This is a genomic window from Bacteroides sp. AF25-38AC, from assembly GCF_003602995.1.
Taxonomy (GTDB): Bacteria; Bacteroidota; Bacteroidia; order Bacteroidales; family Bacteroidaceae; genus Bacteroides; species Bacteroides uniformis.
In genome coordinates, this window is the sequence record NZ_QTMD01000008.1 from 148,833 (window position 1) to 169,502 (window position 20,670).

The 20,670-nt window shown below is 45.9% G+C and carries 15 protein-coding genes and 2 other RNA genes; 13 read left to right on the forward strand and 4 right to left on the reverse strand.

What is annotated here, in order from left to right; all coding sequences use genetic code 11:
- Window positions 1-2: 2 nt before the first annotated feature.
- The 11 genes from DWY55_RS07680 to DWY55_RS07730 all read left to right on the forward strand — a co-directional run bounded on the left by DWY55_RS07680 (window position 3) and on the right by DWY55_RS07730 (window position 11,780).
- The gene (locus DWY55_RS07680) at window positions 3-1,259 is read left to right on the forward strand and encodes a hemolysin family protein (protein ID WP_005831951.1); all 1,257 of its coding nucleotides are present in this window, start codon (window positions 3-5) and stop codon (window positions 1,257-1,259) included.
- 122 nt (window positions 1,260-1,381) lie between these two features.
- Entirely contained in the window at window positions 1,382-3,520 is a 2,139-nt protein-coding gene (locus DWY55_RS07685) for a SurA N-terminal domain-containing protein (RefSeq protein WP_005831949.1), read from the forward strand.
- A 152-nt stretch (window positions 3,521-3,672) separates the two neighbouring features.
- A complete protein-coding gene (gene rlmN, locus DWY55_RS07690; protein ID WP_008665254.1) occupies window positions 3,673-4,713 on the forward strand; it encodes a 23S rRNA (adenine(2503)-C(2))-methyltransferase RlmN in 1,041 nt (346 codons plus the stop codon).
- A gap of 70 nt (window positions 4,714-4,783) precedes the next feature.
- Window positions 4,784-5,839, forward strand: coding sequence for a DUF4837 family protein (locus DWY55_RS07695; protein ID WP_008665256.1), 1,056 nt, complete (start codon window positions 4,784-4,786; stop codon window positions 5,837-5,839).
- Between the two features lie 5 nt (window positions 5,840-5,844).
- Window positions 5,845-6,942, forward strand: coding sequence for a 4-hydroxythreonine-4-phosphate dehydrogenase PdxA (gene pdxA / locus DWY55_RS07700; protein ID WP_005831943.1), 1,098 nt, complete (start codon window positions 5,845-5,847; stop codon window positions 6,940-6,942).
- A gap of 1 nt (window position 6,943) precedes the next feature.
- On the forward strand, window positions 6,944-8,194 hold the full coding sequence (locus DWY55_RS07705; protein WP_005831941.1) for a sigma-54 interaction domain-containing protein: 1,251 nt from the start codon (window positions 6,944-6,946) through the stop codon (window positions 8,192-8,194).
- The gene (locus DWY55_RS07710) at window positions 8,181-8,705 is read left to right on the forward strand and encodes an LptE family protein (protein WP_005831940.1); all 525 of its coding nucleotides are present in this window, start codon (window positions 8,181-8,183) and stop codon (window positions 8,703-8,705) included. Before DWY55_RS07705 ends, DWY55_RS07710 begins: the two co-directional genes overlap by 14 nt.
- 4 nt (window positions 8,706-8,709) lie before the next feature.
- The gene (locus tag DWY55_RS07715) at window positions 8,710-9,483 is read left to right on the forward strand and encodes a hypothetical protein (protein WP_005831938.1); all 774 of its coding nucleotides are present in this window, start codon (window positions 8,710-8,712) and stop codon (window positions 9,481-9,483) included.
- Window positions 9,484-9,487: 4 nt separating this feature from the next.
- On the forward strand, window positions 9,488-9,862 hold the full coding sequence (secG, locus tag DWY55_RS07720; RefSeq protein WP_035449001.1) for a preprotein translocase subunit SecG: 375 nt from the start codon (window positions 9,488-9,490) through the stop codon (window positions 9,860-9,862).
- Window positions 9,863-10,015: 153 nt separating this feature from the next.
- Window positions 10,016-11,407 carry an MFS transporter gene (locus tag DWY55_RS07725; protein ID WP_117878395.1) on the forward strand — a complete coding sequence of 464 codons (1,392 nt, stop codon included), beginning with the start codon at window positions 10,016-10,018 and terminating at the stop codon, window positions 11,405-11,407.
- Between the two features lie 19 nt (window positions 11,408-11,426).
- Window positions 11,427-11,780: a PqqD family protein gene (locus DWY55_RS07730; RefSeq protein WP_005831929.1), complete on the forward strand. Its 354-nt coding sequence runs from the start codon at window positions 11,427-11,429 to the stop codon at window positions 11,778-11,780.
- A gap of 7 nt (window positions 11,781-11,787) precedes the next feature.
- Here DWY55_RS07730 and DWY55_RS07735 read toward each other — a convergent pair whose 3' ends face one another.
- The 3 genes from DWY55_RS07735 to DWY55_RS07745 all read right to left on the reverse strand — a co-directional run bounded on the left by DWY55_RS07735 (window position 11,788) and on the right by DWY55_RS07745 (window position 16,965).
- Window positions 11,788-12,837: a DUF4831 family protein gene (locus tag DWY55_RS07735; RefSeq protein WP_057258670.1), complete on the reverse strand. Its 1,050-nt coding sequence runs from the start codon at window positions 12,835-12,837 to the stop codon at window positions 11,788-11,790.
- Window positions 12,838-12,907: 70 nt separating this feature from the next.
- A complete protein-coding gene (locus DWY55_RS07740) occupies window positions 12,908-14,035 on the reverse strand; it encodes a lactonase family protein (RefSeq protein ID WP_009038091.1) in 1,128 nt (375 codons plus the stop codon).
- Between the two features lie 101 nt (window positions 14,036-14,136).
- On the reverse strand, window positions 14,137-16,965 hold the full coding sequence (locus DWY55_RS07745) for a beta-glucosidase (RefSeq protein ID WP_117878397.1): 2,829 nt from the start codon (window positions 16,963-16,965) through the stop codon (window positions 14,137-14,139).
- Between the two features lie 820 nt (window positions 16,966-17,785).
- Between DWY55_RS07745 and ssrA (DWY55_RS07750) the strand changes: the two genes are divergently transcribed.
- Both ssrA (DWY55_RS07750) and ssrA (DWY55_RS07755) read left to right on the forward strand, forming a co-directional pair.
- Window positions 17,786-18,184: a transfer-messenger RNA gene (gene ssrA / locus DWY55_RS07750) on the forward strand.
- A 206-nt stretch (window positions 18,185-18,390) separates the two neighbouring features.
- Window positions 18,391-18,788, forward strand: a transfer-messenger RNA (tmRNA) gene (gene ssrA, locus DWY55_RS07755).
- 104 nt (window positions 18,789-18,892) lie between these two features.
- Here ssrA (DWY55_RS07755) and DWY55_RS07760 read toward each other — a convergent pair.
- Window positions 18,893-20,500: a WG repeat-containing protein gene (locus tag DWY55_RS07760; protein WP_243633639.1), complete on the reverse strand. Its 1,608-nt coding sequence runs from the start codon at window positions 20,498-20,500 to the stop codon at window positions 18,893-18,895.
- Between the last annotated feature and the right edge of the window lie 170 nt (window positions 20,501-20,670).

The following is a 20,670-nucleotide window of genomic DNA, read 5'->3' on the forward strand; positions in this document are numbered from 1 at the left end:
AAATGGATACCGTTATTTTTTTATTGATAACCATGGCTTTCTCTGCTTTCTTTTCAGGAATGGAGATTGCCTTTGTTTCCGTAGATAAACTGCGCTTTGAGATGGAAAGGAAGTCAGGCGTCACTTCCGGTATCATTTCCTATTTCCTTCGCAACCCGAATAACTTCATCTCGACCATGCTGGTGGGTAATAACATCGCGCTTGTCATTTATGGTATCTTGATGGCACAAATCATAGAGGTGAATCTTCTTGCCGGAATTATTTCCAATCATTTTGTAATGGTGTTGGTGCAGACTGTAATTTCCACTCTTATTATTTTGGTAACCGGTGAGTTCTTGCCGAAGACTTTGTTTAAAATCAATCCCAATCTGATGCTGAGGGTATGTGCCATTCCTTTATTCATATGTTATGTCATTCTGTTTCCTGTTTCAAAGTTTGCATCGGGATTGTCGTATCTGTTCCTTCGGATATTTGGGATGAAAGTAAACAAGGAGGCGTCGGCCAAGGCTTTTGGCAAAGTGGATTTGGATTACTTCATCCAGTCGAGCATAGAGAATGCGGAAAGTGAAGAAGAACTGGATGCAGAGGTAAAGATATTCCAAAATGCGCTTGACTTTTCGAATATAAAGATACGCGACTGTATTGTACCGCGTACAGAGGTGGTAGCTGTAGATCTGACCACTACATTGGAAGAATTGAAATGTCTTTTTGTGGAGTCGGGTATTTCCAAAATCATAGTATATGATGGAAATATAGATAATGTGGTGGGATATATTCACTCGTCGGAGATGTTCAGGAATCCGGTGGACTGGAGGAATAACGTGAAGGAAGTGCCTATTGTACCCGAAACGATGTCGGCCCACAAACTGATGAAACTGTTCATGCAACAGAAAAAAACGATTGCTGTAGTGGTGGACGAATTCGGTGGTACGGCGGGTATCGTCTCTTTAGAGGATTTGGTGGAAGAAATTTTTGGCGATATTGAGGATGAGCATGATAACACATCCTATGTGTGTAAGCAGTTGGGTGAACGTGAATATGTGCTTTCGGCCCGTCTGGAAATAGAAAAGGTAAATGAGACTTTCGGGCTCGACCTGCCGGAATCGGATGATTATCTGACAGTGGGCGGTCTGATTTTGAACCGTTATCAAAGTTTCCCGAAACTGCATGAAGTGATTGAAGTGGATAATTATCAGTTTAAAATAATCAAGGTAACAGCCACTAAAATTGAGTTGGTAAGACTGAAAGTCATTGAATAATTTCATTTAGGCGTAATTTTTTAAAGAATAAATGGATGCGTATTAGCATTTTTTGTATCTTCGTGCGCTAAAATGAACATGTTAGGAAAATAATAATAAACAAATAAATCATATTAACTAAAATGGCAACATTACAAAACATTCGGTCTAAAGGACCTTTATTGGTGATTGTTATTGGTTTGGCGCTGTTTGCTTTCATCGCAGGTGACGCGTGGAAAGTGCTTCAGCCACACCAGTCACAAGACGTAGGTGAAGTGAACGGGGAATCAATTTCCGCTCAGGATTTTCAAGCATTGGTAGAAGAATATACAGAAGTCATCAAGTTCTCCAGTGGCAACAGTGCATTGAGCGATGAGCAGACAAACCAAATCAAAGATGAAGTATGGAGAACATACGTCAATAATAAGCTGATTGAAAAGGAAGCAAAGAAACTCGGTCTGGTTGTATCGAAGGCTGAGATTCAGGCTATCATTAATGCCGGTGTGCATCCGATGCTGCAACAGACTCCGTTCCGTAATCCTCAGACCGGTGCGTTTGATAAGGATATGTTGAAGAAGTTCTTGGTGGACTATTCAAAAATGAATAAGGCACAGATGCCTTCACAATATGCAGAATACTATGAATCCATGTACAAGTTCTGGTCTTTCCTCGAAAAGTCCCTTATCCAGGCACGTCTTCAGGAGAAGTATCAGGCTTTGATTACAAAATCTCTTTTCTCCAACCCGGTAGAAGCTCAGGACGCTTTTGATGCAAGAGTAGAGCAGTCAGACCTGCTGCTTGCTGCAGTTCCCTATTCTTCTATCGTTGACTCTACCATCGTTATCAAGGATTCCGATTTGAAAGCTGCATACGACAAGAAGAAAGAACAGTTCAAGCAATATGTGGAAACTCGCAATATCAAGTTCATTGATGTGCAAGTTACTGCAAGTGCAGAAGACAGAGCTGCTCTCCAGAAGGAAATGGAAGAATACACCGAACAACTTACTGCCAATCCTTCTGACTATACTACCTTCATCCGTTCTACCGGTTCCGAAGCTCCTTATACAGACTTGTTCTACACTACTAAGTCTCTGCCTGCTGATGTGACAGCCCGTTTGGACTCTGTTGCGGTGGGTGGTGTGTTCGGGCCTTATTATAACGTATCTGACAATACCCTCAACTCTTTCAAGAAATTGGCTACTGCTGCCATGCCGGACTCTATCGAGTTCCGTCAGATTCAGGTAGTTGCCGAAGATGCTGAAAAGACGAAGACTTTGGCCGACAGCATCTACAATGCTATTAAGGGTGGTGCCAGCTTTGCTGAAGTTGCGAAGAAGTACGGTCAGACCGGTGAGCCTACCTGGATTTCTTCTGCTAACTACGAAGGCGCACAGATTGACGGTGACAACTTGAAATACATTACCGCTGTCACAACTTTGGGACAGAACGAACTGACCAATCTGGCGTTGGGACAAGCAAATGTCATTTTGCAAGTAACCAACAAGAAGGCTGTCAAGGATAAATATAAGGTAGCCGTTATCAAGCGTCCGGTAGAATTCAGCAAGGAAACTTACAGCAAGGCATACAATGAGTTCAGCCAGTTCATCGCTGCAAACAATACTTTAGAGAAAATGATTGCCAATGCGGAAGATGCTGGTTACAAGTTGCTGGATAGAGCCGATTTGTACAGCTCTGAACATGGTATCGGTGGTATCAGAGGAACCAAAGATGCTTTGAAATGGGCGTTTGAGGCAAAAGCCGGTGAAGTTTCTGGTTTGTACGAATGTGGCGAGAGCGACCGTATGCTGGTAGTAGGTGTTGCAAGTATTGTTCCTGAAGGTTATCGCCCACTGGCTTTGGTAAAGGACCAGTTGAGAGCTGAAATTCTCCGTGACAAGAAAGCAGAGAAGATTATGGCTGATATGAAGGCTGCCAATGCAACTTCGTTCGAGCAGTACAAGAATATGGCAAATGCTGTCAGTGATTCTGTAAAGCACGTTACTTTCTCTGCTCCTGCCTATATCCCGGCATTGCGTAGTAGCGAACCTCTGGTAGGCGCGTACGCTTCTATTGCTGAAGTGAACAAGCTGAGTGCTCCTATCAAGGGTAACGGTGGTGTATTCGTTCTGCAACCATATGCAAAAGAGAAGCTGAACGAAACATTCAACAAGGAAACTGAAGAGGCTAACTTGGCTAACATGCATGCACGTATGGCAAGCCAGTTCATCAGTGACTTGTATATGAAAGCCAACGTAAAAGACCAACGTTATTTATTCTTCTAAGAATAGAAAACCCATATTGAAAAGCCGTCCGGTACTTCCGGGCGGCTTTTTCATTGTCTGTACATTTCATTTTCTACACTCTCCGTTGTCTTTGTGCAACTTTATTCCTACCTTTGCATTTTTGAAAGAGTTTTGTTTTAATGAAAAACGATATGCAGAAACGACCTCTATTGGGCTTGACGCTCGCTGAATTGCAGAATGTGGTGAAGAATTTGGGAATGCCCGGTTTCTCTGCCAAGCAGATAGCTTCCTGGCTGTATGACAAGAAGGTGGCTTCTATAGACGAAATGAGCAATCTTTCGTTGAAGCATCGGGAATTGCTGAAAGAAATCTATGAGGTAGGTGCCGAAGCGCCGGTAGATGCCATGCGCTCTGTAGACGGTACGGTGAAATACTTATACCGGGCAGGCGAGGGACATTTCGTGGAAGCTGTCTATATACCCGACGAAGACCGGGCTACGCTTTGTGTCTCCTCTCAGGTGGGCTGTAAGATGAACTGCAAATTCTGTATGACCGGCAAGCAGGGCTTTACCGCCAATCTGACATCCAACCAGATTATCAACCAAATCAGTTCGTTGCCCGAAAGGGACAAGCTGACCAATGTGGTAATGATGGGCATGGGCGAACCACTTGATAATCTGGACGAGGTATTGAAAGCGCTGGAAATAATGACCGCCTCTTATGGATATGCGTGGAGTCCCAAGCGTGTCACCCTTTCTTCAGTGGGATTGAAGAAGGGCTTGCAGCGTTTTATTGGGGAATCGGACTGCCATCTGGCTATCAGCCTTCATTCGCCGATACCTTTGCAACGTCGCGAGCTGATGCCGGCAGAGAAGGCCTTCTCCATCACGGAGATTGTTGAATTGTTAAGAAACTATGATTTTAGCAAACAGCGCAGACTATCTTTTGAATATATTGTTTTCAAAGGAGTGAATGACTCGTTACCGTATGCAAAGGAACTTCTGAAGCTGCTACGCGGGCTGGACTGCCGGATTAACCTGATTCGTTTTCATGCCATACCTGGAGTGAATCTTGAAGGGGCTGATATGGAAACCATGACTGCGTTCCGTGATTATCTGACTTCGCACGGTCTGTTTACCACTATACGGTCATCGCGTGGAGAGGATATATTTGCCGCTTGTGGCATGTTGTCCACTGCCAAGCAGGAGGAGAATAAAGAAGAATTAATATAAATTATTAACTTAGGTAGGGAGGATATTACGCATTCTTCGTAGCTTTGTGAAAAACTAAAATGATAGAGATATGAGAAAGCACTTGTTTTATTTAAGTATGGTTCTCGTACTGACACTTTTTTCCGCTTGCGGTGGTGGTAAAAAGGGTGTGTTTACTCCGACCTCCAGTGGTCGTGCGTATGAAGTTCTGGTAGTGGTGGAGCCCGGCTTGTGGGAACGTCCTGCCGGTAGGGCGCTTTTCGATGTGCTTGATTCTGATGTTCCGGGGCTTCCCCAGTCAGAACGTTCATTCCGAATCATGTATACTGCCCCTTCCAATTATGATGCCACTTTAAAACTGATTCGTAATATCATTATTGTCGATGTGAACAAGGACCTCTATACCCAGCCTAAATTCAAGTATGCAAGGAATGTATATGCTGCTCCTCAGTCTATTCTCACTATTCAGGCACCGGACGAGGCTTCGTTCGAGAAATTTGTGGAGGAGAATAGGCAGGTAATCATCGATTTCTTTACCCATGCGGAAATGAATCGTCAGATTTCAGTATTGAAGGACAAGCATAGCGACTATATAGCAACGAAGGTGAAAAGCCAGTTCGATTGCGATGTATGGGTGCCGGGCGAACTGACATCTACCAAGGAGGGTGAGAACTTCTTCTGGGCAGGTACGAATGCAGCTACCGGCGACCAGAACTTTGTAATCTACTCTTATCCTTATACGGATAAGGATACGTTTACTAAAGAATATTTTGTTCATAAACGCGATTCCGTGATGAAGGTTAATATCCCTGGTGCCCGTGAAGGCATGTATATGTCGACGGATTCTCTGATGACCGATGTACGCCCCATCAGTGTGCAGGGAGACTATGCACTGGAGGCCCGCGGCTTGTGGCGCATAAAGGGTGACTTCATGGGCGGTCCGTTCGTATCGCATGTACGTTTGGACAAGGCCAATCAGCGTATTATCGTATCTGAAATATTTATTTATTCACCTGATAAAATGAAACGTAATCTGGTACGTCAGATGGAGGCTTCGCTCTATACCTTGAAACTGCCCGGCAGCAAGCAGGAAGGTGCGGAAATTCCGGTAGGCGTAACCTCAAAAGATACTACTAATAATAAGTAATAAAAATGGAAGACAACAAAATAAGAGTCGGCATTACACAAGGCGACATTAATGGTGTAGGGTATGAAGTGATTTTAAAGACGTTTGCAGACCCGGTGATGCTGGAATTGTGCACGCCGATTATCTACGGTTCGCCTAAAGTGGCAGCTTATCATCGTAAATCATTGGACTTGCCTACCAACTTCAGTATCGTCAACTCCGCCTCCGAAGCGGTTCCCAATCGCTTGAGTGTAGTGAACTGTACGGATGATGAAGTAAAGGTTGAGTTCTCTAAACCTGACGTTGAAGCTGGTAAAGCTGCACTTGGTGCACTGGAAAAAGCCATTGAGGAATATAAGGAGGGAATGATAGACGTGATTGTCACAGCTCCCATCAACAAGCATACCATCCAGTCGGAGGAGTTTGCCTTCCCCGGACATACGGAGTATATAGAGCAAAAATTGGGAGATGGCGAGAAGGCCCTTATGATTCTGATGAAAGATGACTTCCGGGTAGCATTGGTGACCGGACATATTCCCGTTAAAGAGATAGCCGGAAGCATCACCAAAGAACTGATACAAGAAAAACTGAAGATATTCAACCGCTCCTTGAAGCAGGATTTTGCTATCAGCGCACCGCGTATTGCAGTGCTTTCGCTGAATCCGCATGCAGGAGACGGCGGATTGCTGGGAACTGAAGAGCAGGAGATTATCATTCCGGCCATCAACGAAATGGCTGCTAAGGGTATGCTTTGCTATGGTCCTTATCCGGCAGACGGGTTTATGGGCTCAGATAACTTTACCCATTTTGATGGTATCCTGGCCATGTATCACGACCAGGGGCTGGCACCGTTCAAGGCATTGGCTATGGACGAGGGCGTGAACTATACTGCCGGCTTGCCGGTGATACGCACTTCGCCTGCTCATGGCACGGCCTACGATATTGCCGGGAAAGGAATCGCCTCTGAAGATTCATTCCGGCAGGCTATCTATGTGGCAATAGATGTGTTCCGTAACCGCCAGCGTGAGAAAGAGGCACATGCAAATCCGCTGCGCAAGCAATATTACGAGAAACGTGACGATAGCGACAAACTGAAACTCGATAGTGTAGAAGAAGATTTGTAGAATGACAAAAGCGGAAATACAACAAGTAAAATTACGTTTCGGCATTATCGGCAACAATGAAGCGCTGATGCGTGCCATTGATATCGCTATCCAGGTAGCGCCCACCGACTTGTCTGTACTGATTACCGGAGAGAGTGGTGTGGGAAAGGAGAGCTTTCCGCAGATAATACACCAGTACAGCCGGCGCAAGCATGGACAGTACATTGCCGTGAACTGTGGAGCCATTCCCGAAGGGACGATTGACTCGGAACTGTTCGGTCATGAGAAGGGCGCATTTACCGGGGCTATCGGCGAACGGAAGGGGTATTTCGGTGAGGCCAACGGCGGAACAATCTTCCTTGATGAAGTCGGCGAATTGCCTTTGCCTACCCAGGCACGCTTGTTGCGTGTGCTCGAGAGCGGTGAATTCATCAAAGTAGGTTCTTCTAAGGTGGAAAAGACCGATGTGCGTATTGTTGCCGCTACCAATGTAAACTTGACACAAGCCATTGCTGACGGACGTTTTCGTGAAGACTTGTATTACCGTTTGAACACAGTTCCTATTCAGGTCCCTCCATTGCGCGAACGCGGTGAAGACGTGGTGCTGCTGTTCCGAAAGTTTGCTTCGGACTTTGCAGAAAAGTACCGTATGCCTGCCATTCAGCTGACGGAAGACGGCAAGCAAGTGTTGCTGGGCTACTCATGGCCGGGTAATGTGCGCCAGTTGAAGAATATCACCGAGCAGATATCCATCATTGAGACCAATCGTGAAATCAATGCATCCATACTGAAGGGCTATCTGCCTGAGCAGAACAATATGCAGCGCCTGCCTGCCTTGTTTGGAGTGAAGGAGGACAAGAGCTTCGGGAGTGAACGGGAAATTCTCTACCAGGTTCTGTTTGATATGCGCCAGGATGTAACGGACTTGAAAAAGCTGGTGCATGAGATTATGGCTGAAAGGGGAACGGTAGCCAATCCGGCGGTTGCCACATCGGCCTACTATACGCCGGCTACTCCGGCGGTGGTACCTCCGGTAACATCCAGTGTCCCCACCATTATACATCCTTCGGTAAAGCCGGTTACTCCGGTGGACGATGATTTCCAGGATACGGAAGAATATGTGGAGGAGTCACTCTCCCTGGATGAAGTGGAGAAAGAAATGATACGTAAGGCGCTTGAAAAACATCACGGCAAGCGTAAGAGTGCGGCTCAGGATTTGAATATCTCTGAGCGTACGTTATACAGAAAGATAAAAGAATATGGATTGGATTAAAAAAGCGGCATTTGCTTCCTTGTTGGTAAGCTTGTTATTTCTGGTGAATTCATGTAGTATGAAGTTGGGACTTGCTCCGATAAGCTCTATCGACTATACAAAGGTAAAAACGATTTCCATTGCCGATTTCCAGAACCGGGCAGAGTATGTATATGCACCGCTGGCAACAGAATTTAACCAGAAAATGAAGGATATGTTCATTCAGCAGACTCGCCTGCAACTGGTGAATTCCGGAGGAGACCTGGAAATAGACGGAGAAATAACCGGCTACAATCAATATAATGAATCGGTGGATGCCAGCGGCTACTCTTCGAAGGTGAAGGTGACGCTGACTGTCAACGTGCGCTACACCAATAACACGAACCATGAGGAGGACTTTGAACAGCAGTTCTCGGCTTTCCAGACCTATGATTCCTCAAAATTGCTGACCGAAGTGCAGGACCAGCTGATAACCTTGATGGTGAAAGACATTGCCGAACAGATTTTCAATGCAACTGTAGCTAACTGGTAAACTCATGACGCCTACCCATTTGCAACAATGGATTCAGCATCCCGAGACGCTGAATAGGGATACTTTGTACGAGCTTCGCACATTGGTGGCACGCTATCCTTATTTCCAGTCGCTCCGTTTGCTCTATCTGAAAAACCTCTATCTGCTGCACGACATCAACTTTGGCGCGGAGTTGCGCAAGGCTGTGTTGTATGTGGCAGACCGTCGTGTGCTGTTTTACTTTATAGAGGGTGACCGCTATACTTTGAAATCCCGGAAGGTCTCGTCGCTGTTTTCCGGCGATTTGGAGAAAGAGCCGAGTGTGGACCGTACCCTTTCCTTGATTGACGCATTTCTGGCTACTGTTCCCGAAGAGCATTCACAGCATACGGAGCTGGATTATGCGGTGGATTATACGGCCTATTTAATGCAGGAAGAACCCGGTGTGGATGCAGAAGATGAGTCGGAAGTGCCTAAACTGCGTGGGCATGAATTGATAGATGACTTTATCCAAAAGAGTGAGTCTTCGGATGCCTCGGATACGAGAAGGGAGTTTCTTGTAGAGAAGGAGGAAGAGACTGAAGAAGAGGAAGAACCCTCAGTATCGCCGGTAACGGAAGAGTTGGACGATAGCTGTTTTACGGAAACTTTAGCCAAAATCTATATAAAACAGCACCGATATGACAAGGCGCTTGAAATTATTAAAAAATTAAGTTTGAATTATCCAAAAAAAAATGCTTACTTTGCAGACCAAATCAGATTTTTGGAGAAATTGATTATTAACGCTAAATCAAAATAACAAAATGTATTTATTATTAGTTATCTTAATGCTGATTGCATCTGTGCTGATGTGCTTCATTGTATTGATTCAAAATTCTAAAGGAGGTGGTCTGGCATCAGGCTTTTCATCATCCAACCAAATTATGGGTGTGCGCAAGACTACGGACTTTTTGGAAAAAGCAACCTGGACTCTGGCAGCTGTCATGGTAGTCTTCAGTATTGTTTCTGCTTACACTATTCCTTCTTCCACAGGCAAGGGCGGTGATGTGATTCTGGAACAGGCGCAACAAGAAGAAAAAACTAATCCTTATAACATGCCCGTAGGTACAGAAGCTCCGCAATCGGAGGCCCCTGCAGCTACAACTCCGGCTGAAGCTCCTGCTCCTGCAGCAGAATAAGATAAGGATATTGCGGATGACTCCCGCTTGGAAAAATAAGAGAAAGGTTGATACTGAAAAGGTGTCAGCCTTTTTTCGTTTTGATGAAGTATTTATTTACCTTTGTCAGCAATTTATGCAATCTGATTAATAAATTGAAATCCAAATAGTACAATGACAGAACAACTCAAACTTAAATTGAATGATTCCAAGGCTACCCGTTGGGGGGCATTGGTGATTGTTGCCTTCACGATGATGGCAGCTTATTATGTAAACGACGTGGTAGCACCGTTGAAGACAATGTTGGAAACGGACTTGGCTTGGTCGAGTACCGATTTCGGATTCTTTACCGGTGGTTATAGTTTTCTGAATGTTTTTTTCCTGATGTTGATTTGGGGAGGATTAATCCTCGACCGCTTTGGTATCCGTTTCACCGGAAAGCTGGCAACTATCCTGATGGTAGGTGGTACAGCACTTGAATACTATGCAATGACGGGACTTGCCGGTGCCGACGCGACTTTATTCGGAATCAATGAAATATTTGGCTATAAAACGGGTGTGTTTGTTGCTTTTGCCGGTTATTCCATTTTTGGAGTAGGAGCGGAGGTCGCCGGTATTACAGTTTCCAAAATCATAGCCAAGTGGTTTAAGGGGAAAGAGCTTGCCACGGCTATGGGGGTACAAGTTGCTTTAGCACGTATCGGTTCGCAAGCCGGTTATGCCGTAGCCATTCCTTTGGCCCGTGCTTTCGGTATTTCCACACCGGTGTTGTTGGGTTTGGTTCTGTTGTTGGGCGGTATGATTGCTTTCTTCATTTTTGCAGTGATGGACAAGAAGCTGGACAAACAGATGGAAGCTGCTGCCATTGCTGCCGGTACGGAAGATGAGGAAGAGAAGTTCTCTTTTAAGGATGTGAAGAATATTCTGGTCAATCCCGGTTTCTGGCTGATAGCATTGCTGTGTGTATTGTTCTACTCTTGTGTATTCCCATTCCAGAAGTTTGCTTCCGAGTTGATGATTATCAAATACGGTATCAATGAGAATGTGGCCGGTACATTTGCCGGACTTCCGGCATTGGGAGCGCTGATTCTGACTCCGGTCTTTGGTGGTTTCATTGACAAGCGGGGCAAGTCCGCATCTATCATGCTGCTGGGCTCGGCCATGCTGATATGTGTGCATTTCATTTATGCTATTCCCGATATAAACTATTGGCTGGTAGCTATTGTGCTGATGATAATTTTGGGTATCGCTTTCTCGCTGGTACCTTCTGCCATGTGGCCGGCTGTGGCCAAGATATTCCCGGTAAGCCAGTTGGGTACGGCATACGCATTGATTTTCTTTATCCAGAATATCGGTCTTTGGGGTATTCCTACATTGATAGGGTGGGTGCTTGATGCCTATTGTATATCCGGCAAGAAACCAGATGGAACGAATATGTATGACTATACGGTGCCTATGTGCATTTTTACCAGTATTGCCTGCTTGTCCCTTATAGTGGCTCTACTGCTGAAGAAGGCAGACAAGAAGTATGGTTATAAGCTGGAAGAGCCTAATATTCAGAAATAATAGGAAAAGCGGATACCGTATGATGGAAATACCCGAAGGAAAAGTAAGTCTGTTGGACGCTGTTCCGGTCCGCTGTGGACATATAACAACCGAATGGGAAGGTGAGTGCGCCGTACTCGCCTACCCACGGTTTAAATACGAATGGATGCGTCGTTTTTTATTGCCGAAGGGGATGTCTCCTGACATCCATGTGAGGCTGGAAGAACACGGTACAGCTGTCTGGAATCTGATAGATGGACATCGTACCGTGCGCGAAATCATCTCTCTACTTGCCAGGCACTTTGGGGAGGAAGAGAATTATATTCCCCGGGTCACCGCCTACGTAATGCAGTTGCGTAAGGATGGATTTATCCAGTTGACAATCCGGAATTAGAATTCCTTTATTCCCTATCCACTTTTATCAATCCTCCCGTTGCCGTATCAAACAGCACTTTGATGGTAGAATTCTTGTTGAACAGTACCGGTGCGAGGTATTCTACGGTGCCGAATTGGGTAATGGGAAGTTGGTCGTCAAACAATTTCTTATTGTTATACACCAATGTCACTTGTGCCTTGCCCGGAAGGTTATAGGCTACACCGTCCACTTTCTTTTTGCCTTCCTCGGTGGCAGATACATCGGGACTTTTGAGGTCGGTGACGCTGATATAATACGGTTCACCGGCAAGGTCATTATTGGCCACCACTCCCAGCTTTCGGGAAAAACGGAAAGCCACTTCATCTTTCATCTCTTTAGGCGTCAGCCGGATGGTGAATGTCTTGGGTTCTTTCTTTATTTTGCCCGAGAACATTTCCGTCATAGCCGTTTCCTGCTGGTTCAGATTGTCAAGCATCAGCTTGAGTTGAGCGCCGTCCTTGGGCATATTGTCTGCTTCGCCGCGCAGGAGGGCATTCTTGCTTTCGCGGATGCTGTATATTTCCTTAGCCACCAGCTCGGCCATCTTGGCACTGGAGTTGGACATCAGTATTTCTTCCGTCAGAAAACTGCGTGGGTCAATGCTGCTTTCGGTGGCTTTGGCTTCGGGCGTCTTGGCAGCAGGCTTGCCGCTGAACGGAATGTTGATGGAGCGGACAATTCCGTCTTCGGTAAGCTCCATAAGGGGTGCTACGGTCTTGTCTTTCATCTTCACGAAATAGACGTTGTCCTTATCCGGTACACCGGCTATGCGGGTTTCTATCTTATCCAGTGTCCAGAACTCCTCGGGTTCGGCAGACACGTTGTTGAGACGCAGATAGCGGTCGGCATATCTGCAAAATTCTCCGGGAGTGTAGGTATGCTTGGTGGCTTGCAATACGATTTCTATTTCTGTTTTGGGTAACATATAGGTCACTCCGTAGTCTTTGCCACGCATCACACCGGTGGTTACGTCTGTTTGCGCCAGGGCAGTGGTAGACAAGAACAGAGCTGAGAGCATCAATATATTCTTCTTCATAATGTACATTCGTTTAGACTGATTTAGCTAAGGGACAAAGTTAATGAAGTTATCTTTGCTAAATATTGCTTTATAAATTATTAACAGAGCTGACGAACTGTACGCAAACCGGCATGTCAACTACAATGTCCTGATGAGTATCTTCCAAGAGTCCGGTAACTTCGTTTCGTTTGTATACCTGAATGACATTGCTGTCGCGGCAGGCGGCAAGCAAGTATTTACCGTTGGGCGTGATGTTGAAGTTGCGGGGATGGATGCCGGTGGGCTGATAACCTACCTTTGCCAAGGTCCCATTTTCGGGATTCACGGCAAAGATGGCGATGCCGTCTTCTTTCAGACGGTTGCTGGCGTAGAGGTATTTCCCATCCGGACTGAGGTGGATGTCTGCACTTCCACGGGCGGCTACGGTGTCGGCTGTGATAGTCTGTATCTGTTCCAGGCAGCCGTCGTCGTAACTGAAGGCAATGACCTTACCGGACAGTTCGGTGATGAGATAGGCAAACTTCCCGTTAGGGCTAAATGTCAGATGGCGCGGGCCGGAATCTGCCTCAATGCCAACGGCTTCCAGAGAAGCATGAGGAATAGGGTTGTCGGGGTGCATCACAAAGCGCAGGATGCGGTCGGCACTGAAGTCGGTGGCGAAGATATACTTTCCGTCCGGTGAAAAGACCGTGCAATGGATGTGGGGAGTGGCTTGCCGTATGGCGTCGGGACCGGTGGCAGAGCCTTGAAAGAGCGTGTCTGCAGGAGCCAAAGTGCCGTCTTTCTGTAAAGGAAAGACGGACATGGTTCCACCGCTGTAGTTGGCAGTCAACACTTCCCGGCCATTGGTGGCCACGTAGCAGGGGTCGGCGCCGAAGGTGGGAACGGTGTTCAGCAGGCGCAGTTCTCCCGTTTCCCGGTCTAAGGAAAGGGAGCTGAGGGCTGCTGTGCTGTCGTTCATTTCACTGACGGCATAGACAAATTCGCCATCTCCCGAGGGGACGAGGTAGGAGGGATTGGGCAATGCCGCTGAACTGAGCGGAACGGCTGTTCCCGTCTCCTGATTAAAGCGGAAGGTATAGATACCCTTGCTTGAGCCATTCGTGTAAGTACCTATTAGCATGGCGAGTTCGTCCTGGTCACCGTTAGTGCCCTTTGGAGAAGAGCCACATGCTGTCAAACCTAATCCGAGCATACAGAAAAGAAGTGTTTTCATTAATTTAATGTGTTAATGTGCCAATATGCTAATGTGCTAATTGGCTGCGCTGTATATGCTGCATGGTCATTGGTACATTAGCATATTGGCACATTAGCACATTAAAATTTAACTTCGGCAATACTGACGCGGTCATCGTTCAGCACGATGCGGAGGTCGCTGGCGGTAGTGCCTTTGAACGGATAGGAAATCAGTTTGCCGTATTCGCTGACGGTGCCCGAATATACGGTGAGGAACTGTCCGCCACCGCCCGAGAGCTGGATTTCGAAGGTTGCCGGCAGGTTGTTGTCACGTGTAAAGGCAATGGCAACTTTATCTACCTTGGCTCCGTTCTTCAAGGCAAAGGTAATATAATCTCCCTTATTTCCTTGCCATGCGGTATTGATTTTTTCGTCGAGCACGTTTTCGGCATCCTCTGGGTTGGTGCTGGCACTCACACGCTTTGCTGGTTTTTGGGCTTCAATGGCTTTGGCACGGGTCTGGTAGTCTTCTACGGTCAGCGTTCCGTTCAGGCGGATGTCTTCGGAAGAGGCGCCGGCCATGAGCACGAAGTCGCCGGGTTCCACCACCCATTTCATGTCGGCGTCCAGAAGCTCCAGGTGCTTGCGGTCGATGGTGAAGGACAGCTCCTGGGCTTCGCCCGGTTCGAGGTGGATGCGCTGGAAGCCTGCAAGATTCTTTTCGTAGGTGGTGATGCTGCTCAGTACGTCGCGGATATAGAGCTGCACTACTTCATCTCCGGCACGTTTGCCGGTGTTGGTCACCTTCAGGCGGACGGTGGCAGACTCGTTCGGGGTGATGACTCGGGGGGTGATGTCGAGGTCGGAGTACTCGAAGGTGGTGTAGCTCAAGCCGTAACCGAAGGGGTAGAGTGCTCCGTTGATGCGTGACATGTTGCCCGTAGGTCCCGGATTCTTACCGCCGTCTATCTGTGAAGAAGGCTTGCAGGGGAAGTTGAAGGGGATTTGCCCTACGGTCTTGGGGAAGGTCACTGTCAGCTTTCCACCAGGGTTATAGTCGCCGAAGAGGATGTCGGCCAGGGCCGTTCCGCCTTTGGAGCCGGGATACCAGGCTTCGAGGATGGCGGGGACGAACTTGTCTGCCCAGTTGATGGAGAGCGGGCGTCCGTTGATGAGTATCAGTACGACGGGCTTGCCCGTGGCTTGTATGGCTTGAAGCAGTTGCAACTGCCGGCCGGGCAGGTCGAGGCTGGTGCGCGATTTGTTTTCGCCGCAGGTGCGTTGTCCGCCGCCCAATACTACGACGGCAACATCAGCTTGGCGGGCATTTTCTACGGCTTTGTCTATCTCGGCTTGCTCGTCGTCGGTCAGAGGATAGTCTATGATTTCACTTTCGGGCCAGTGGGCATCCACTAGGTCGCAGCCTTTGGTGTAGAGCACCTCTGCCTTGCCTTTTGTCTTTTCTTGAATGCCTTCCAGTACAGTGGTCACCTCTACGGCAAGGGGGCCGTAATGGGTCAGCGCGTAGCCTTCTTCGTTGGCATTGGGACCACAGACGGCAATCTTCTTGGTGGAGTTGATGTCTAAGGGCAACAGCTCACCGGCATTCTTCAGCAGAACGATGGACTCGCGGGATGCCTGCAAGGCGATGGCTTCGTTCTCTTCTTTTTCCACTTCACGGTCGGCACCGGCAAGGTCTGTCTGGTAGGGGGCATCGAACAGACCAATGAGGAACTTTACCCGGAGGATGTCGCGCACACGGTCGTTAATGACTTCTTCGCTCAGCCCGCCTTCCTTCACCAGTTCGCGGAGGGGAAGGACGAAGGAGTCGGGCGAGCGGAAGGTACAGCGTACGTTCAGCCCGGCTTCCACGCTTTGGCGGACGGCTTCTTTCATGTCTTTGGCGGTGCCGTGCTTGGTGTAGAGGTATTCTACGGCGTCACTGTCGGATACGACGTAGCCACGGAATCCCATTTCGCCACGCAGGCGGGTGGTGAGCCAGTAGTAGCTGCCCTGCACGGGGATGCCGTCGTAATCGTTGTACGAACTCATTACGCCCAGCATGCCGGCTTCCCGGATGACGCGTTTGAAAGGGGAGATGTGTATGTTCTCCACTTCGCGCGGCGACATTTGCGGGTCCACGCGTGCCATGCCTTCGCGGGCGCCTTTGTTGTTACTGTAAGCGGCAAAGTGCTTGCCGGTGGCGGCCACTTGGTGGTTGTGCTGCAAGCCGCGCACCATTTCGATGCCCAGTTCGGCTACGAGGTAGGGAGATTCGCCGTAAACTTCTTCGTAGCGTCCCCAGCGCTGGTCGCGTCCTACGTCGAGGATGGGGGCGTAGATGTTGGTGTAGCCCAGCATGCGGGCTTCGCGTCCGGTGATGAGTCCTACTTGGCGAATCAGTTCACGGTTCCAGGTATGTCCCAGTCCCAGTTGGGTGGGGAAGTTGGTGGCGCGGTAGCTTTCCACGCCGCGTATGCCTTCGTTGGTAAAGTCTACGGGGATGCCGAGACGGGTATCTTCCACAAAGAACCGTTGCACCTCGTTCAGTGCCCAGGCGTGGCGCGAGGCGGGCCAGACGTAGGCATTGTCCGAGGGAGGCAGCCCCCATTGCTGGAAGCCGTTCAGGTGTTCGTCGATGGCGCCGATGCCGTCTTTCCAGAGCAGCTCTTTCCATTCGGGGGTGGGGAGGTCGTCTTTCAGTACGCGTTTGTAGCCGTAGAGGGTGACCATTTGGCAGGTCTTTTCGTCCAGCGTCATCTGTTGCAGCAGGTTTTCGATGCGTGCTTCGAGCGGGGCGGAGGGGTCTTCGTACACGTCTTTCACTCCGTTTTTGTTGAAGTCTATCCAACCTTTGCGGTACATTTCACTTTTCACCGGCTTGTAGGTTGCCGGTGTTTTGGCAGGCTTTTGTGCGCAGAGCAGTGTGCTTCCTCCAAGCAGCAGGGTTAGGGCAATAAGGTTCTTCATGATATGTTCTAAAAATCTCTTGGTTATTATTGTTTCTTTTGTTGACAAAAATACGGCTAATGTGTGAAATAAAGGGATAAAATAGTCCGAAGTATCGGCTTTTATTGTCCGAAGGGTCTTCCTCTTACTAAAAATATCCTCCAAGACGCTACCGGGGAATTCAAATCATTATTAGACGAAACATATCATTCACTTTTAAAAAGAAAGAGAGAACACTATAATAACCTGAAAAGTAGATGCAATCGCGGTGTATACAAGTATTACGGCTACATCTGTTAAACGAGGGTGTATTTATATAATAGGAATCTGTTGGCGGAATTGTTGCTTGTACGGAAGAACTTTCTTTTCAACCTTGGGATGTCTAAACCCAACCTTGGTTTAGACATCCCAAGGCTGGGTATGAAAAAACCAAAGTTTGGGATAGATTGCTTCCTTAATTCTTTCCGGTTTTTCAGTTAACTTCAGAGACTTTTTCCGTTAACTTCCCATCTCTTCTGTGCAAATATCCATTACAGAAGATAGAGATTCCCTCTTGCAGGGGTTAATTCCGTCAACGGATACTGGCTTTGGTAGCTGTTTGAACATTGATGACAATGGGGTGCACATATTGTATGTATGGAGGATTATTGTTTTTATCACGAAAAGTCAGTATTAGCTAATATTTGTAAATATATGGTGATTGCTAATAAAAGAATATGTATCTTTGTGCCAAAGAAAGCGGTAGAGGATGAAAAATAAAGTAGCATTTATCCCTTTTTCACCCTCCCTACTTAGCAATGAGTTACGCAATCTTTTAAATTTCAGACCGTTACAAAGTCATGGGGTTGACTGGATTTGACAGCGGGCAGAAATGGTAAGTAAGCATGCAGTGCGTCGTTGATTTGCACTTTAATCTCAGTCCTCAAAATTTTATCTGGCGAAACTCGTTACGCTCTCGCTGCTTAATCGAAGTATAGTAGATTGAAGCTTAATCCCGGCACCAGGTGCTGGGACGTGACATCACTCGGAAGCTGTTGCTCCGAAGCATTCCGATAAAGTGGTGCAGTCAAATCGGGGATAGTTCGTGTCAGCCTCGTGGCGCGGGTGAAAATTTAGAGGATAAGGCAACGGTTGATGGCTTTGGTTCTGCCGCTGCACGAAAATTTAGGCAAAGATAAGCATGTAGAAAGCTTATGATTTCCTCGTTTGGACGAGGGTTCGATTCCCTCCAGCTCCACAATAGATGTTGATTATTAGGTAGTTATGAATAATACACCCTAATTTACACCCGGTTTAATGTGGCAGATGTTTATTTATCATTCTTTATATTGAATGATAGTCTATTTCTTAAATAAATTAACAGTATGATATTTTCTAATATACAAAGATACTAATCTATGGATTTGTTTAAGTAATAAAGAAACGTTATCTTTGCAAAATCATTTTGGGCTTGACTGGAATTGACAGCGAGTTGGAATGGTATGTAAGCATGCAGTGCGTGGTTGATTGGCACTATAATCCCAGTTTTCAAAAATTTATCTGGCAACGAAAATTATGCTCTCGCTGCTTAATCGAAGTATAGTAGATTAGCTTTATTTCCGCCAAAGTGGTAGAAACGAGATGTCACTCAAAAGCTCTTGTTCCGAAGCGTTTGATAAAGTGGCACAGTAAAATCGGGAATAGTTTGAGTTTTTCCTCGTAACTCTTACGAAACTTTAGAGGATAAGGCATAAGTTGGTGGCTTTGGTCTTGCTTATGTTCGAAAATTTTAGGCAAAGATAAGCATGTAGAAAGCATATGGTTTCCTCGTTTGGACGGGAGTTCGATTCTCCCCAGGTCCACAATACTTAGATAATTATTTTTTATGTATAAAAGTATTCCCGTACAGAATTTGATGTCCTGTGCGGGAATATTTTTAAGTGTTCGATGATACATGAATATTTCTTAACTATTCCTCTGTCATCGCTTTAGACATTAAAAAGAACGAATTTTCTCCTTTACAATAAACAATATCATAACAAGCATCTTTAGAGCGATAAAGGTTTTCATCTTCCCTTTTTAGTCCCAAAGTTTCTGTAAGATATTGTGGTATAGCATCAAATAATTTTTGAGGATTATCACCTATCGGTGAAGCATTCGCATTAATCTCTACTTTAATCACAATTACACACTTACATTCATAAAGAATGCCGACGGAATATGTTGCAAAAACTTGATTTATACCCCAATCTCTGTTATGCAAGTCAACCATCCCACTTGCTGGCATTTGTTTTATATTGTATAAATCCATAATTCTTGAAATAGGTTGACCCATTTTTAAACTATCAATGCCATCGGATGTTAATTTATCAAATATTGACGCCAATGTTTTCTTTTCATCTATATAATTGGTTACAACTCCCCAAGCATCATAATCAGACAAGGAGTGAGGTGCTATTAAAGAAGACCAAAAGGATGAGTAACTGGGGGAATTTGTAAATGGGGGAACTGAAATTTTGTAATAAGAGTTGTTGTCTACTGGATTCCCTTTCTTGTTAGCAAAGTAATATTTCTCATTTTCTGCCATTATGATATATTGGGATAATGGGTAAAAACATGAAACGTTTTCTATTTTATTTTTAATCTCACCTTTAGAATTTATTGCATATACATTCATATATTGATTATCCCAGTCATCTTTTAAATTAGCAATTGTATCAGCAACATATATCCAATCACCTACAATACCTAAAGCTCGCGAATACTTAGGCTCTACAATGCTTTCTCCTTGTATGTTAAGTTGTCCCCATAATCCAGTTTTACTGTCTTGAAATAAAGCGACATTGTCAATGAAAGGTGAAATACTATAAATATTAGAGGGGAATCTCTGTGCTTTTTCGCCTTTTTCATTGAGTAAGAAGTTTTCTATTAAACAATATCCGTTTTCAAAAAAAGTGTATGAATATTGTTGGTATCCATTGGAACTGGCTTCAAATAATTCTTTTCCATTGGGGTCGATAACTAACCATTTGTCAACTTCTTTGTTATATACAATAGCTTTTCCTTCATGGAAAGGGAAAGCGTTATCATAAATAGGTTCTATCACAACATTGCCTTGTGGATCTATATATCCGCATTTACGATTTTCTAATCGAAACCAAGCACGTTGCTCCGTAAAGAACGGAGATACACATAAGAATTCCTTCCCCTGATACGGAAGCAAATAAAAAGCAGTTTCTCCCGTTTCTGTTAAATAGTGAATACGTTCATCCGTAGACACAACTGGGATTATTCCCTCACTACATACACCTCCTTGCTTATAACCTTTTGGAGTCCCTATTAATTTAGGAGTTGGAGTTGCGGAATAGTAAAGATATTGATTTGTATCATAATCCCAAACTCTAAACACTCCATTTACTGCATAAGACGGTCTTTTATCAAATTTGTTTTCAAACAAGATGTTTCCATCAACTCCAACCATGCCCCATTTCCCATGTTTTTCTTTTTGGAAAGCTACATGGGTCACTTCAGGAAAATCGGTATTTGACTTAAAAGAACAACTCGAAAGCGTACCCATAAATATTACAAACGATAAAAACAAAGGGCGAAAATACCAATTAGTAATTTTAGGTTTCCTTTCGGCATGAACGTAGGGGATTTTGTCTAATGAATTTTCATCATCCAAAGCTGGAAAATCCAGTGTAAGCTGCCCCCTAAAACCAAGCGATTCTGCCCCCTTGTGCTAAA